Raw genomic sequence first — 13,388 nt, 5'->3', positions numbered from 1 at the left:
TACGAGACCGCTCCTGCGTGTCGACGACTGGTTGCCAACACCAACGGCCTCTAGGTTGTTGCCACGTTTCATCGAGAGGAGACATCATGAGAACGACGAAACGTGGCACCGCCCGCTGGCTCGCCGCCCTCGTCGGAGTCGTCGCGCTGACGGCGCCGGGCCTGGTCGCGGGGACGAGTGTCGCGACCGCGGAGGAAGCGTCGCTGCCCAGCGGCAACACCGACTTCCGCACCTGGGACGACTACGTCGCCGAGATGGATCGGCTGGCCGCCGAGCACCCCGACCTGGTCGAGAAGTTCGTGATGCCCGAGAAGACGACCCAGGGTCGCGAGGTCTACGGGCTCGTGATCAGCTCCGACGTCGCGACCGCGGACGACAAGCCTGCCTTCGTGGACGTCGGGCTCCACCACGGCAACGAGTGGGCGAGCGCCGAGCTCACGATGGAGTACGCGATCGAGGTCGTCGAGAACGCCGACAGCCCGACGTACGCGTCGCTGCTCGACGACGCCCGCCTCGTCGTCGTCCCGGTGGTCAACGTCGACGGGCTGATCGCCGACACCCGCCAGGTCGCCACCGGTGTGGACATGAACCGCAACTACGGGTTCGGCTGGGCGAACCGGTCGCGTCCGGGCACCGGGCCGTGGTCGGAGCCGGAGACGCGGAACATGCGCTGGCTCCTCTCGACGTCGCAGGGCACGGTGTTCAACACCCAGCACACCTGCATCAAGGTCGTGCTCTACCCGCCGCTGCTCAAGGCGGCCGGCCCCGCGCAGGACACCCCGCGACTGCACGCGCTCGCCGCCGACGTCGCCGCGTCGTACGGACCGGACTACTCCGCGCTCGCGTCCGCTGACGACTACGAGACGAACGGCGAGGCGATCGACTACGCGTACTACGCGACGCGCGGGCTCTCGATCACCACCGAGACCTGCCCGGACGTGCGTCCGCGGGGTCACGAGTTCGGTCCCGAGGTGCTGGACGTCTACGACAACCACGCCGAGGCGATGACGAAGGCGTTCACGACCGCCGCGGACCCGGCCGAGCACGCGACGATCACGGGTGTGGCTCCGAAGGGGTCGAAGCTGACCCTGACGAAGGACTTCACGATGTGGACGTCCCCGTACGAGCAGGCCGACGGGACGGTCGCGCCGACGTCGTTCGAGGAGCACCTCGAGTCGTCGATGACGGTCACCGCGGACGACGGCACGTTCTCGTGGGGTGTGAACTCCTCGTACCGGCCGGTGCCTGCCTACACCGAGAACGGTGTGGAGGGTCCGCAGACGGAGTACCTGACCGAGCCGTACACGCTGACCTGCGAGTCGCCGACCGGGCGCACCGCCAGCACGACGGTCAACGTCGACGTCGGGGAGTCCGTCGAGGCGGCGCTCGACGCCTGCCGTGAGCCCACGACGGTGAAGGCGACCGCACTGCCCGCGGTCTTCGGGCTCGACACGGTCGTGCTGGCGCACGTGCAGGGCAAGCCCAAGCCCGACGGCGAGATCGTCGTCGAGGTCGACGGCCGGGAGATCGGCGACGGCACGCTCTTCAAGGGCCGTGCGGCCGTGAGGATCGATGCGAGCACGCTGTCGCGTGGACGCCACGAGCTGACGGTGACGTACGCCGGGTCGCCGACCAGCGCGCCGTCCTCGACGACGACGAAGCTGCTGGTGCTGCGGAAGTAGCGGCCGGAGACGCCACGCATCAGTGCGGTGGATCCGGGGCCCATGCTGCCCTGGATCCACCGCACTGCTGTCACTCCGCCGCGTCGAGCACCGCCAGACCGGCGACGACCACGTCGAGCATCGCGTCGAACGTGACGTCCAGGTCCTCGGGCAGGCGGAACCCGCCGCCGATCTCCAGCAGGACGAATCCGTGCACGGCCGCCCGCAGGATCCGCACCGCGTCGATCAGCCGGTCCTCGCAGACGCCCGCACCGCGCAGCACCGCCGCGATCACGGCCACGGCGTCGCGACCGGCGTCGCCGAGCGCCGCGTCGTCGGGATCGTCGGGGTCGGCTGCGACCTGGAGCGCGGCGTACCGGCCGGGGTGGCTGCGGCCGTAGTCGCGCATGGCCGCGGCGAGCGCCCGGATCGCCTCCGGACCGCTGCGTCCCACGGTCGCCCGGCTCGTGAGCCGGGTGAGCTCGGCGACGGCGTGGGTGGCGAGGTCGCGCCGCAGGTCCGCCAGCGAGGCCACGTGCTTGTAGAGGCTCGGAGTGCTGACGCCGGCTGCGGACGCGACGGACGCCAGCGTCAGGTCGTCGAACCCGCGCGGCCCGCCGGCGTCGACGACGTCGAGCGCGACCGCGACGACGCGAGGGCGGTTGAGGCCGACCCTAGGCATCGTTGTCCGGATGGTCGGTCGAGCGTGCGAGGAACGGGAGCACGGCGCTCGCGACCTCGTCGACGGCCTGCAGCTGCGGGTAGTGGCCGACGCCGTCCAGCACCAGGCCGTCGGCGCCGAGAGTCTCCCGGGCGTACTCGAGCTCGGCGTCGGCGTCGGAGAAGTCCGGGTCGGTGCTGCCGTAGATCGCCAGCACCGGCACGCGTACGTCGGTGAGGCGCCGCTCGACCTCGCGATGGTCGAGCGAGACCGCCAACCGCCGCAGGCTGCGCAGGCGTGCGGGATCGCGGTACGCGGCGCGCAGGCCGGCGACCCGCTCGTCGAGGCCCGGGGTCGGTCGCCCGTTGGACAGCGCGCTGCGGACGTACCACGCCCAGAAGGCGCCGCCCCAGGGCCGTGCGAAGAGGATGCGGTAGGCGAGCCGGAGGAGCGCGCCCGTGGCCGGCGACGTCGACTCGCGGAGGAACCCGGCGAGCAGGACGACGCCGCGGACCAGGTCGGGTCGGTCGGCCGCAGCGATCAGGGCGGCGGATCCGCCCATCGAGCTGCCGATGAGCACGGCCGGACCGGCGTCGAGGCGCTCGAGCAGCGCGACGAGGTCGCTCGCCGTGACAGCGTCGCCGAAGGACGTGAAGGTCGTGTCGGAGTCGCCGTGGCCGCGCAGGTCGGTGACCACGACCCGGTATCCGACCTCGACCAGCCGCGGCCCGAGCCGCTCGTACGTCGCCCGGGTGTCGCCCATGCCGGGCACGGCGACGACGAGCGGGCCCGTCCCGGTGTCGGTGTAGGCGATCTCGCCCCCGGGCAGGGCGAGCCGCCGCAGTGTGGTGGACTCGTTCTGGCTCATGTCCATCACCATACGGCTAATGACATTAACTTTCAAGGCGGCGTGGCCGGGAGGGCGCAGAGGGAGGTCGCCCCAACGCGGCGAGCTTGTCCTCCAGGACGGCCCGCTCGGCGGGGCTCGCACACATCTCGGCCGCGCGCTCGTACTCGCGGCGCGCCTCGGCCGCTCGGCCGGCGCGCGCCAGCATCTCCGCGCGGACCGCCGGCAGCAGGTGCGAGGAGGTCAGATCGCCTCGCTCGACGATCTCGTCCACCGCCTGCAGACCCAGGGTCGGCCCCGACGCCATCGCCACCGCGACCGCCCGGTTGAGGTCGACCACCGGTGACGGCGCGACCTGGCCGAGCGCCTCGTACAGACTCACGATCCGGTCCCAGTCCGTCTCGTCCACGGTGCGCGCGACGGCGTGGCACTGCGCGATCGACGCCTGCAGCCCGTACGGGCCCAGGCCGCGACCGACGTCGATCGCCCGCGCGAGCGCAGCCTGTCCGCGCCTGATCGCACCGGTGTCCCAGCGGCGACGGTCCTGGTCCTCCAGCAGCACCGGGCGACCGTCGCGGTCGAGCCGTGCGGGGAACCGGGCGGCGGTCAGCTCCATCAGCGCGAGCAGCCCGTACGTCTCGTTGTCCGGTGCGAGCCGGGCCAGGATCCGAGCCAGGCGCAGCGCCTCCCCGGCGAGGTCGTTGCGGATCCACGTCTCGCTGCCCGACGCCGACGACCCTTCGGTGAAGACGAGGTACAGGACGCCGAGGACCGAGCCGATCCGTTCGCGGCGCTCCTCGGGCGGCGGGACCGCGAACCGCACTCCCGCCGCGGCCAGCGTCTTCTTCGCGCGCGTGATCCTGGCCTGGACGGTCGGGGTGCCGACGAGGAAGGCCTTGGCGATCTCGTCGCTTGTCAGGCCGCCGACCACCCGCAGGGTGAGGGCGATCCGCGCCTCCTTGGAGAGGACGGGGTGGCACGCGGTGAAGATCAGCGCGAGCACGTCGTCGTCGATGGCGTCCGGGTCGAACAGCACGTCCACGCCGGGCTCGCTCTCGTCCAGCTCGCGGGCGAGCGCCGCATACCGCTCGTCGCGCCCGGCACGCCTGCGGAAGGCGTCGATCGCGCGCCGCCGCCCGACCGCGAGCAGCCAGCCGTCCGGGTTCGTGGGGACGCCGCCGGTCGCCCAGCCGACGAGTGCTTCGGCGAGCGCCTCCTGGGCGACGTCCTCGGCGAGGGCGACGTCGCCGGTGTAGCGGGCGAGAGCGCCGACGATGCGGGCGGACGACTTCCGCCACACCGCCTCGACGGCACTCCTCGCCTCGCTCCCGCTCATCGTCGACCCGGCGCTCTAGAGCTGGCCGGTGCTCTCCCGCCAAGCCCGCTCCTTGGCGATCCACTCGTTGTCCGCGGGGAACTCGTCGATCGTCGTGACCCGGCGGACCTCGATCCGGGAGCCGTCGGTCAGCGGCATCCGCTTCGCCCACTCGGCCGCCTCCTGCTTGGTGGCGACGTCGAGCACGTAGTAGCCGTTGAACAGCTCCTTCGTCTCGCCGTAGGGTCCGTCGGTCACGACCGGCGTCTCGCCGGTGAAGTCGACGACGATGCTCTCGGACGGGTCCGGGTCCAGGCCCTCGGCGGCGAGGAGCACACCGGCCCGGATCAGCTCGTCGTTGAAGCGGCCGACCTGCTCGAGGATCTGGTCGAAGTCGAGTCCCTCGAATGCGCTCATGTCCTCGGAGGCCCGCATGATCAGCATGTACTTGGCCATGGTTCCAGTCCTAACGTTCGCGGGGGTCCGTGCGACCCCTCGTCACCCGGAGGTCGAACGGCGTCCGCCCGGATCGACACGACGACCCGGATTCTTCCTTGGTCTCGGGGTCAGTGCGTCGCGCCGGCCTCGATGAAGAGCACGCCGGCGGCGACGAGCGCGATCCCGAGGCCCATCAGCGCGGTCAGCGGCTCGCCGAACAGGACGTGGCCCGCGAGCGCGGTGACCGCGACGCCGACCGCGGTCCAGATGCCGTACGCGACGCCGATCGTCAGCCCGAGGTGAAGGGTCAGGGCGAGAAGTCCGAAGGAGACGGCGTATCCGGCCACCACCGGGACGATCCACGTCCGTCTTCCGTGGGCCAGCATCCGAAGGGAGAGGGTCGCACCGACCTCGGCCAGGATCGCCCCGAGCAGCGCGAGCCACATCACGGCTCGCTCCGCTCGAGCGACGGGCGGGAGCGGGAGCCGGTCTCGATGGCGAGGATCCCGAGCGCGACGAGGACGATCCCGATCCCCATCGTGAGCGTGAACGGGTCGCCGAGCAGCACGGTGCCGCCGAGTGCGGTCAGGGCGACTCCGCTCGCGCCCCACACGCCGTACGCAACGCCGAGCGGCATCCCGGTCCGCAGGACCAGCCACAGCCCGACGAACGCGCCGAGGTAGCCGACGACGGTCACGACGTACCACGCCGGAGCGTCCTGCCCGGCGCTGAGCGACAGCGAACCGGCCACCTCCAAGCCGATCGCCGTCCCGAGCAGGAGCCAGCTCTTCACGGCAGGAACTGTACCAGCCGGACGGTATAGGCTGGCGGGCTCGAACGCCGCGGTCGCGCGGATCAGGCCAGGCGCGCGGGGAATCCGCCGGTGGCGACCGGTCCCCATCGCGTCGGCGTGATCCGGACCAGCGCCTTGCCCTGGTCGAGCATCGCCTGGCGGTACTCGTCCCAGTCGGGGTGCTCGCCGGAGATGTTCCGGAAGTACTCGACGAACGCGTCCAGGGCCTCCGGGACGTCGAGGACCTCGGCGTCGCCGTCGACCTGGACCCACGGCCCGTCCCACTCCTCGGACAGCACCACCACGCTCGCGCGCGGACGGGCTCGTACGTTGCGGGCCTTGGCGCGCTCGGGATAGGTGGAGATCACGACCCTGCCCTCGTCGTCCACCCCGCCGGTGACCGGCGACGCCTGCGTCGTGCCGTCGGCCCGTTCGGTCAGCAGGACCATGCGGTGGCGCGGTCGTACGAACGCCAGGAGGTCGTCGATCGAGACGGTCGTGCTGGTCGCGATGCTACGGGCCATCGGGTCCTCCCGCGTCGGTTCGGTGCCGGTCTCGGAGCGATCCTGCCACGCCCGCTCGCGCCCGGCTCAGAGCTGTCCCGTGCTCTCGCGCCACGCTCGCTCCTCGGCGATCCACCGGTTGTCGCCGGCGACCTGCGCGACCTCGTCGAGCGTCGTGACACGCCGGATCTCGATCATCGCGCCCTTCGTCCGCGGCATGCGCTTCGCCCACTCCACCGCCTCCTGGCGGTCGGCGACCGCGAGCACGTAGAAACCGCTGAACCGCGAACCCGAGCGGCCGTACAGCCCGTCCACGACGACGGGCGCGTCCCCGGTGAAGTCGACCACCACGCTCTCGGCCGGATCGGGGTCGAGCCCTTCCGCCGCCAGCAGGACCCCTGCTCGGATCAGGGCGTCGTTGAAGCGGCCGACCTCGTCCAGGAGCTGGTCGAGGTCGACGGTCTCCGAGGCGCTCGGCACGTCGTCGATGGTCCGGATGATCAGCATGTACTTCGCCATGGCGGTCCCTTGTCCGACCGAGGTCGATCCTCACCATCGTCACCCGTCTGCGGCTCGGCGGCAGATCGAACAGGCTTCTGCCCGGGGCGGCGACCGAGCGGAGCGGTGCTCCGGCTGCCTACCCTGGGCGCATGAGCCCGGACGGACCAACCAGCGCCGACGACGGGACCGTCGGCTTCCGCATCGGTCACGCCGAGCTGGTGATCCGCGACCGGTACGAGGTCCTCAGCATCGCGAACGACATCCTGATCGGCGTGTGGTTCCTCGTCGGGAGCGTGCTGTTCTTCTTCTCCTCGACGGCCGAGATCGGGACGGCGCTCTTCGTCCTCGGCAGCATCGAGATGCTGATCCGCCCCGGCATCCGGCTCGCGCGCCGGATCCACCTCAAGAGGCTGCACCCCGAGCTCGCCGGCGGTGGCAGCGGCAGCGCGGACTACTGACCTGCGGCCGCCGCGTCACCGGCCCTGTGGTCCGCGACGAGCGCGTCGAGCGCCGTCCGCGTCTTCGGTGCCTGCGGCGCGGCAAGATCGACACCGTTCGTCCCGAGGAAGGCCTTCGTCTCCGCCGCGACCATGAATGCCTCGGCAGGTGTGCAGCGCGTGGACAGCTCGAGCGCGCGGCGCCCGTCCGGCAGGAACCACATCTCGGCGACGAGCCTGTGACCCAGCCCCTTCGGCTCGATCACGCGCTTGAGCACCGGGACAGGGCCGAGCGGCACCAGTCGGGACAGGTCCAGGTCGGCGACCCGGGGTCGGAGCAGCTCCTGCTGGTGGGCGTCGAACAGGTCGGTGATGCTGTGCCCTCCCGTCACGAGCGCCTGGACCTGGTCGCCCGAGACCTTCGCCCGCAGGGAGCACGACGCCGAGAAGCCCTGCGGCGACACGTCGACCTCGACCTTGAACCGCTTCAGGCCGTGGATGTGCTCGGGGACCGTGCGCAGGTCGACGGGGCGCAGCTTGACCACGACGTCGGCGCGATCGATCGACCGGCGGCCGCGCAGGATCACCCCCGCCGCGAGGAGGTCGAGGTCGAGCGTGTCGACGAAGACGATCTCGCGGATCTGCGCGCCGACCGGGTCGAGCCCGAGCGCCGCGATCACCGACCGGCGCTGCGCGTCGTCCACGGCGAGCTTGAGCTCGACGGAGTCCATGTCCGGCAGGATCGTGAGGAGCTCGGCGAGCTGCGCCGGGTCCAGTCCTGCTCGTGCGGTCGGGTCCGTGACCCGTTCGGTGCCCTGGCTCATGCTTCCCCCTCGCCGTCCCTGGGATCACGGTAGGTCGCGGGCGGGTGAACGGGGTGGCCGTTGTACGGGGGCGGGGCGCTCAGCTCAGGTCGATGTTCGCGTAGCGCAGCTTGTGCACCTTGAGGATCGGCAGCGTCTCGACTGCCTGCACCCCGTCGAGGGTCTGCACGTGCTTCTGGACGAACTGCCACAGCTCGGCGTTGTCCGTCGTGGAGACCTCGATGCACAGGTCGTGCGACCCGAGGAGGGTCGAGAGGTAGGTGACCTCCGGGCGGTCCGTCAGGGTCTCGACGACCGCCTGGTGCCGGCTCGGGGTCACGCGGACGAGCATCAGGTTGAGCTGGGACCCGCCGAGCTGCTCGGGGTCGGCGAAGGCGACGATGCGCAGGACGTTCAGCTCCTGCAGTCGCTTCACGCGGGCCCGTACGGTCGCCTCCGAGGCACCGAGGTTGCGGGCGATCTCGCGGAAGGCGCGCCGCCCGTCCGACTCCAGCTCCCCGATGATCGCCCGATCGAGCTCATCCAGTGCGTGCTCTGCCACGCTCCGCACCCTATCGCCGTGCGCGATGCGCGGGGCCGCGGCGCCCGTTCCGCGCGTTGCACGAGTGTTTCGATCATGAACCACGCAAAATATCTTCGCGCAGACCCTTGCGCTGCGCAATGCGTAGTCCTAGTGTCTTGCCAATCACATACGCGCAGGGCGAGGCTGCTCTGGGTGGTCACGATCAGAGGAACGGTCCACGAAGGGGACGAGCGAATGAGCGCACACGACGCCATCGCGGGCGATCACGCCTACGAGAAGACCTTGCGCTGGTGGGACGGCTTCACCATCAGCCTGTCCATCCCGGCCGCACTGTTCATCGGGATGGGGTACGCGATCGGCTTCATCGGCGCCTGGACGGCGCTCGCGCTGCTCGGCGCCGTCGCGGTGATCGCGTGCCTGCAGAACTACATCTACTCCGAGATGGCCGGCATGTTCACCGACAAGGTCGGCGGCATCTCGATGTACGCCCACCAGGGCTGGCGCACGCGATCCACGCTCGTCGGTCCGCTCGCGACGTACGGCTACTGGTTCGCGTGGTCCAGCTCGCTCGCGATCTACGGACTCCAGATCGGCACGCTCGTCCAGGCCGAGTGGTTCCCGGACCAGACCTGGACCTTCTCGACCGGACTGGCGGAGATCGGCTTCCCGCACATGGTCGCGCTCGGCGTGCTGGTGCTCGGCTGGGCGCTGAACGTGCTCGGCATGCGTCCGGCGATGTGGCTGATGTACGCGACCGGCGTCCTCGTGATGATCCCGATCATCGCCTTCGCGCTCGCGCCGATCATCTCCAGCGACTGGTCCCTGTCGAACATGCACTGGGACATCGCAGCCAGCGGTGCCCCGGGCTGGCAGACCGCCATCGCGTGGATGTTCGTCCTGGCGTGGTCGGTCTACGGGATCGAGGCCGTCGCCTCCTTCGTCCCGGAGTTCCGCGACACCGTGCGCGACACCCGGATCGCCCTGCGCCTCGCCGGCCTCTTCGTCGTCGCCGTCTACCTGCTGGTGCCGTTCGGCGTCGGCGGCATGGTCGACCAGGCCGAGGTCGCCGAGAACCCGGTGACCTTCTACCTCGGGGCGTTCGAGAGCCTCTTCCCCGGCGGCGACATCATCATGACGGTCTGCCTGATCGCCGGACTGCTGCTGCTCATGATCATGACGACCGCGGACGGCGGCCGGGTGCTCCACGGCAGCGCGCTCGAAGGTCTCACGATCAAGCAGCTCGGCGTGCTCAACCGCTTCAAGGTCCCCGGTCGCGCGATGTCGCTCGACCTCGTGGTCAACGTGATCCTCATCCTCTTCGTCGGCGAGGCGCTGGCCGTGATCGTCGCCGGCATCCTCGGCTACCTGATCTGCCACGTGCTGTCGCTGACCGGCTTCCTGAACCTGCGTCGCGACCTCCCCGACGCCGAGCGGCCGATCAAGCTCGGCCGCCAGTGGGTCTACGTCGCCGGCGTGCTCGCCGTGGTCGACACCGTCCTCGTCGTCGTCGGTGCGCTGAGCGCCAACATCACCGGCTACGGAGGCACCCGCGAGCTCGTCATCGGCGTCCTCGTCCTGTCGCTGTCGGTCGTGCTCTACGCGTACCGCCGACTCGTGCAGGACAAGCAGGAGTGGGCGTGGAAGGAGCCGGTCTCCGAGGTCACCGCGGACCTGGTGGAGAACGAGCCCGCGACCGGCCCCGGTCCCGAGACCGACACCGTGAAGGAGCACGCATGAGCACCGCACCGACCACCGACGTGTCGGACTGGGCCTGGCCGCACGGCAAGGACGTGGCCGTCTCGCTCACCTTCGACGTCGACGCCGAGGCCGGCTGGCTCGGCGAGGGCGAGGAGTACGCCCGTCGGCTGACAATCCTCTCCGAGGGGCGGTACGGGGTGGTCCGCGGCGTCCCGCGCATCCTCGACCTGCTCGACCGGTACGCCATCCCGGCGACGTTCTTCGTCCCCGGCTACACCGCCGAGACCCACCCGGACCTCGTCCGCCGGCTCCTCGACGGCGGGCACGAGGTCGCCCACCACGGCTACCTGCACCTGCGCAGCGACCACGTGGACGCGGCCGCGCAGACCGAGGAGATCGACCGTGGCCTCGAGGCGCTCGCGAAGGCTGGAGCCGACGACGTGACCGGATACCGCTCCACCTCCTGGGAGCTCACGCCGGAGACGTTCGACCTGCTCGTCGACCGCGGGTTCGGGTACGACTCGAGCTGCATGGGCGACGACCGCCCGTACGTCGAGAGCTGGGACGGACGCGAGATCCTCGAGATCCCGGTGCACTGGTCGCTCGACGACTGGCCACGCTACGGCTGGAACATCGACGGGGGCGGCAACGTCGCCGATCCCGCCGAGATGCGCCGCAGCTGGCTCGCCGAGTTCGACTCCGCCGTCGCGGAGCACCGGCACACGAGCTTCACGATGCACCCCGAGGTGATCGGGCGCCCGTACCGGCTCGCGGAGCTCGAGGCGGTCGTGGCGCGGATCGCTGAGCGCGACGACGTCTGGTGGGCGCGCCTCGACGAGGTGGCGGCGCACACGCGGCCGCTGCTGGGGCTGGACCGATGACCGTGCGGACCTTCCGCTCGAGCGTCCTCCCACCCCGCGAGCGGGGCGAGGAGTTCGGTCGTGCGCACGCCCGCGAGGTCAGCGCCTGCGTCGACGCCTACACGGCGCTGTTCGCCGACGTGGCCGGCCGTACGGTCGACGTGCACGCGCTGGGGGCACAGGCGCTGGTCGCGATCCGCGCGGTCTCGACCGACCTCGCCGAGGAGATCGAAGGCATCGCGGCCGGCGCCGGCCGCGACGTCGCCGAGGTCGCCGCGATCAACGCGCGCACCGAGATCCTCGCGGCCTGCGGAGCCGTCACGCGCGGCGAGTGCTCGACCGTCGTGAAGCTGTACGAGGACGGCCCGGTCGCGATGCAGGCCTGGGACTGGTTCGAGTCGCTGGCCGACCTGTGGCTGGTCTGGGAAATCCCGCACCCCGACGGGCGGGTCACGCGCACGCTCACGGAGTTCGGGATCGTCGGCAAGATCGGCGTCAACGCCGACGGCCTGGGGGTGCTGTTCAACATCCTGCACCACGAGGCCGACGGCGGGCCGGTCGGAGCGCCCGTGCACGTGCTCGCGCGCTCGGTGCTCGACGGTTGCACCGACCTGAACCAGGCGCTCGCGCTGCTCGCCGCGGCCCCGGTGTCGGCGTCGTCGTCGCTCACCCTGGTCTCCGCCCGCGGCGACGAGGCGGCCGCCGTCAGCGTCGAGGTCAACCCGGATCGGATCGGGTACGCCTTCCCCGACGAGCACGGCCTCCTGCTGCACACGAACCATTTCCTGACCGAGCCGGCCGCGCGGCGCGACACCGAGCTCGTCACCGGCCCGGACACCGTCGTCCGGCTCGACCTGCTGCGTCGCCGGCTCGGTGGGCGCGACCGCGTCGCCGTCCCGGACGTCCTGGCCGCGATGGACAGCCACCTGCTCGGGGGTGGCGGCCTGTGCTGCCACCCGGACGAACAGCGCCCGGACACGCCCCGCTACCGCACGCTCGCCACCGTCGTCGTCGACCCGCGCGCGGGGACGCTCGACGCCGAGCCCGGCGGGCCGTGTACCCATCCGCGGCTGCCCGCCCACCACGAATCTCTGTCAGCACCACCGAACGAGGAGAGCACGATGAGCACGCTGAACCTGAAGCGCATCGACAACATGGACATCCTGACCCACGACGTCGACCGGCTCGTGGCGTTCTACCACGGACTTCTCGGCCTGCCGTTCCACCTTCCGTACGAGAAGGAGGAGGAGTGGGCGGCGATCGACCTGGGCAACCTGACGCTCTACCTGTTCAAGTCCGAGGTCGGCGAGCACGCACCGCGCCGTACGGCGGTGAACCCGGAGAACGCGCCGGGCTACGACTCGATGGCGTTCGAGGTCGACGACCTCGACGCGGCCGAGGCCGCCCTCGACGGCCACGTCGAGTGGGTCGACGAGCGGATCGAGTGGAAGCACCCGAGCGGCACCTGGTACCGGTACCGGCCGTTCTTCGACCCCGACGGCAACATGCTGTACGTCACCGAGCCGCACCAGGCCGAGGCGTGACCGTGTCGTCCGCGCCCCCGCTCGACGTCGACACCAGCGGTCGGCTCGACGGTCGCGTCGCGCTGGTGACGGGCGCCGCGCGAGGGATGGGGGCGTCGCACGCGAGGCTGCTCGCCGAGCGCGGCGCATCGGTCGTGCTGGTCGACCTCGACAGCGAGGTCGAGAAGACGGCGGCGGACCTCGCCGAGCGGGGGCACCCCGTGCGGGCGGTCGCTGCCGACGTCACCGGGGCGGGTGCGGCCGAGGAGCTCGTCCGTGTCACGGTCGACACCTTCGGCGGTCTGGACATCCTCGTCCACAACGCCGGGCTCGCGCACGACTGGCGCCGGCTGGAGGAGACGACCGCGGAGGACCTCGAGCGGTACCTCGCGGTCAACGTCACCGCCCCGTACGCGCTGAGCCGCGCGGCGGCGCCGATCCTGCGGGCGAGCGTCCACGGACGGATCATCTTCGTCTCGTCGCAGTGGGGACAGGTGCCCGACGGCCACTCGTACGGCTACATGGTCTCCAAGGCCGGCCAGCTCGGGCTGATGAAGGCGCTCGCCGACGAGCTGATCGGCGACCGGGTGCTCGTCAACGCGATCGCCCCGGGCGCCGTCCGTACGCGCATGGTGCCCGACGACGTGTACGACCTCGAGGTCGCCGCCGTGCCGCTGGGCCGCCTCGGTGAGCCCGACGAGGTCGCGGCCGTCGTCGCGTTCCTCGCATCGGACGCGGCCGGCTTCATCACCGGCCAGACCATCCCCGTCAACGGCGGGGCGCTGCGCGTCGGGATCTGACGCG

16 protein-coding genes are annotated in these 13,388 nt (G+C 71.2%); 6 read left to right on the top strand and 10 right to left on the bottom strand.

Annotated features, from left to right (window positions below):
• Positions 1-86: 86 nt before the first annotated feature.
• Positions 87-1,682 carry a M14 family metallopeptidase gene (locus CLV56_RS19085; protein WP_039364998.1) on the top strand — a complete coding sequence of 532 codons (1,596 nt, stop codon included), beginning with the start codon at positions 87-89 and terminating at the stop codon, positions 1,680-1,682.
• A 70-nt stretch (positions 1,683-1,752) separates the two neighbouring features.
• Here the strand turns inward: CLV56_RS19085 and CLV56_RS19080 are convergent, their stop codons facing one another.
• From CLV56_RS19080 to CLV56_RS19045, 8 genes are all read right to left on the bottom strand, one after another.
• Positions 1,753-2,343: a TetR-like C-terminal domain-containing protein gene (locus tag CLV56_RS19080; RefSeq protein ID WP_039365001.1), complete on the bottom strand. Its 591-nt coding sequence runs from the start codon at positions 2,341-2,343 to the stop codon at positions 1,753-1,755.
• On the bottom strand, positions 2,336-3,190 hold the full coding sequence (locus CLV56_RS19075; RefSeq protein WP_039365114.1) for an alpha/beta fold hydrolase: 855 nt from the start codon (positions 3,188-3,190) through the stop codon (positions 2,336-2,338). Before CLV56_RS19075 ends, CLV56_RS19080 begins: the two co-directional genes overlap by 8 nt.
• Positions 3,191-3,215: 25 nt before the next feature.
• A complete protein-coding gene (locus tag CLV56_RS19070; RefSeq protein WP_100415450.1) occupies positions 3,216-4,505 on the bottom strand; it encodes an RNA polymerase sigma factor in 1,290 nt (429 codons plus the stop codon).
• A 15-nt stretch (positions 4,506-4,520) separates the two neighbouring features.
• Complete coding sequence (locus CLV56_RS19065; protein ID WP_039365003.1) at positions 4,521-4,940, bottom strand: YciI family protein; 420 nt, start codon at positions 4,938-4,940, stop codon at positions 4,521-4,523.
• Positions 4,941-5,050: 110 nt separating this feature from the next.
• Positions 5,051-5,368 (bottom strand): DMT family transporter, encoded by a 318-nt coding sequence (locus tag CLV56_RS19060; protein WP_039365006.1) that lies wholly within the window; start codon positions 5,366-5,368, stop codon positions 5,051-5,053.
• Positions 5,368-5,715, bottom strand: coding sequence for a DMT family transporter (locus tag CLV56_RS19055; RefSeq protein ID WP_039365009.1), 348 nt, complete (start codon positions 5,713-5,715; stop codon positions 5,368-5,370). The genes CLV56_RS19060 and CLV56_RS19055 overlap by 1 nt, the downstream gene beginning before the upstream one ends.
• Before the next feature lie 62 nt (positions 5,716-5,777).
• Entirely contained in the window at positions 5,778-6,239 is a 462-nt protein-coding gene (locus CLV56_RS19050) for a PPOX class F420-dependent oxidoreductase (protein ID WP_039365013.1), read from the bottom strand.
• Between the two features lie 66 nt (positions 6,240-6,305).
• The gene (locus CLV56_RS19045; RefSeq protein WP_039365015.1) at positions 6,306-6,737 is read right to left on the bottom strand and encodes a YciI family protein; all 432 of its coding nucleotides are present in this window, start codon (positions 6,735-6,737) and stop codon (positions 6,306-6,308) included.
• 131 nt (positions 6,738-6,868) lie between these two features.
• Between CLV56_RS19045 and CLV56_RS19040 the strand changes: the two genes are divergently transcribed.
• The gene (locus tag CLV56_RS19040) at positions 6,869-7,177 is read left to right on the top strand and encodes a YrhK family protein (RefSeq protein ID WP_039365018.1); all 309 of its coding nucleotides are present in this window, start codon (positions 6,869-6,871) and stop codon (positions 7,175-7,177) included.
• Here the strand turns inward: CLV56_RS19040 and CLV56_RS19035 are convergent.
• Positions 7,171-7,980 carry an adenylate cyclase gene (locus CLV56_RS19035; RefSeq protein ID WP_100415449.1) on the bottom strand — a complete coding sequence of 270 codons (810 nt, stop codon included), beginning with the start codon at positions 7,978-7,980 and terminating at the stop codon, positions 7,171-7,173. The genes CLV56_RS19040 and CLV56_RS19035 overlap by 7 nt on opposite strands.
• A gap of 79 nt (positions 7,981-8,059) precedes the next feature.
• The gene (locus tag CLV56_RS19030; protein WP_039365020.1) at positions 8,060-8,521 is read right to left on the bottom strand and encodes an Lrp/AsnC family transcriptional regulator; all 462 of its coding nucleotides are present in this window, start codon (positions 8,519-8,521) and stop codon (positions 8,060-8,062) included.
• A 216-nt stretch (positions 8,522-8,737) separates the two neighbouring features.
• On the opposite strand from CLV56_RS19030, the gene CLV56_RS19025 reads away from it, so the two are divergent.
• The 4 genes from CLV56_RS19025 to CLV56_RS19010 are packed head-to-tail and all read left to right on the top strand — an operon-like array spanning position 8,738 to position 13,384.
• Entirely contained in the window at positions 8,738-10,240 is a 1,503-nt protein-coding gene (locus CLV56_RS19025) for an APC family permease (RefSeq protein WP_100415448.1), read from the top strand.
• On the top strand, positions 10,237-11,082 hold the full coding sequence (locus CLV56_RS19020; RefSeq protein WP_100415447.1) for a polysaccharide deacetylase family protein: 846 nt from the start codon (positions 10,237-10,239) through the stop codon (positions 11,080-11,082). Before CLV56_RS19025 ends, CLV56_RS19020 begins: the two co-directional genes overlap by 4 nt.
• Positions 11,079-12,605 (top strand): C45 family autoproteolytic acyltransferase/hydrolase, encoded by a 1,527-nt coding sequence (locus CLV56_RS19015; RefSeq protein ID WP_039365022.1) that lies wholly within the window; start codon positions 11,079-11,081, stop codon positions 12,603-12,605. Before CLV56_RS19020 ends, CLV56_RS19015 begins: the two co-directional genes overlap by 4 nt.
• The gene (locus tag CLV56_RS19010; RefSeq protein WP_211288203.1) at positions 12,602-13,384 is read left to right on the top strand and encodes an SDR family NAD(P)-dependent oxidoreductase; all 783 of its coding nucleotides are present in this window, start codon (positions 12,602-12,604) and stop codon (positions 13,382-13,384) included. The genes CLV56_RS19015 and CLV56_RS19010 overlap by 4 nt, the downstream gene beginning before the upstream one ends.
• Positions 13,385-13,388 lie beyond the last annotated feature (4 nt).

This window comes from Mumia flava (genome assembly GCF_002797495.1).
Lineage (GTDB): Bacteria > Actinomycetota > Actinomycetes > Propionibacteriales > Nocardioidaceae > Mumia > Mumia flava.
Note: the sequence above shows the minus strand (reverse complement) of the source record. Positions and strands in the feature narration are given on the sequence as shown.

Excerpts from the sequence above, each read along its gene's own strand:
- CLV56_RS19085 (WP_039364998.1), top strand. The coding sequence starts at position 87 with ATGAGAACGACGAAACGTGGCACCGCCCGCTGGCTCGCCGCCCTCGTC.
- CLV56_RS19080 (WP_039365001.1), bottom strand. The coding sequence starts at position 2,343 with ATGCCTAGGGTCGGCCTCAACCGCCCTCGCGTCGTCGCGGTCGCGCTC.
- CLV56_RS19075 (WP_039365114.1), bottom strand. The coding sequence starts at position 3,190 with ATGAGCCAGAACGAGTCCACCACACTGCGGCGGCTCGCCCTGCCCGGG.
- CLV56_RS19070 (WP_100415450.1), bottom strand. The coding sequence starts at position 4,505 with ATGAGCGGGAGCGAGGCGAGGAGTGCCGTCGAGGCGGTGTGGCGGAAG.
- CLV56_RS19065 (WP_039365003.1), bottom strand. The coding sequence starts at position 4,940 with ATGGCCAAGTACATGCTGATCATGCGGGCCTCCGAGGACATGAGCGCA.
- CLV56_RS19060 (WP_039365006.1), bottom strand. The coding sequence starts at position 5,368 with ATGTGGCTCGCGCTGCTCGGGGCGATCCTGGCCGAGGTCGGTGCGACC.
- CLV56_RS19050 (WP_039365013.1), bottom strand. The coding sequence starts at position 6,239 with ATGGCCCGTAGCATCGCGACCAGCACGACCGTCTCGATCGACGACCTC.
- CLV56_RS19045 (WP_039365015.1), bottom strand. The coding sequence starts at position 6,737 with ATGGCGAAGTACATGCTGATCATCCGGACCATCGACGACGTGCCGAGC.
- CLV56_RS19040 (WP_039365018.1), top strand. The coding sequence starts at position 6,869 with ATGAGCCCGGACGGACCAACCAGCGCCGACGACGGGACCGTCGGCTTC.
- CLV56_RS19035 (WP_100415449.1), bottom strand. The coding sequence starts at position 7,980 with ATGAGCCAGGGCACCGAACGGGTCACGGACCCGACCGCACGAGCAGGA.
- CLV56_RS19025 (WP_100415448.1), top strand. The coding sequence starts at position 8,738 with ATGAGCGCACACGACGCCATCGCGGGCGATCACGCCTACGAGAAGACC.
- CLV56_RS19020 (WP_100415447.1), top strand. The coding sequence starts at position 10,237 with ATGAGCACCGCACCGACCACCGACGTGTCGGACTGGGCCTGGCCGCAC.
- CLV56_RS19015 (WP_039365022.1), top strand. The coding sequence starts at position 11,079 with ATGACCGTGCGGACCTTCCGCTCGAGCGTCCTCCCACCCCGCGAGCGG.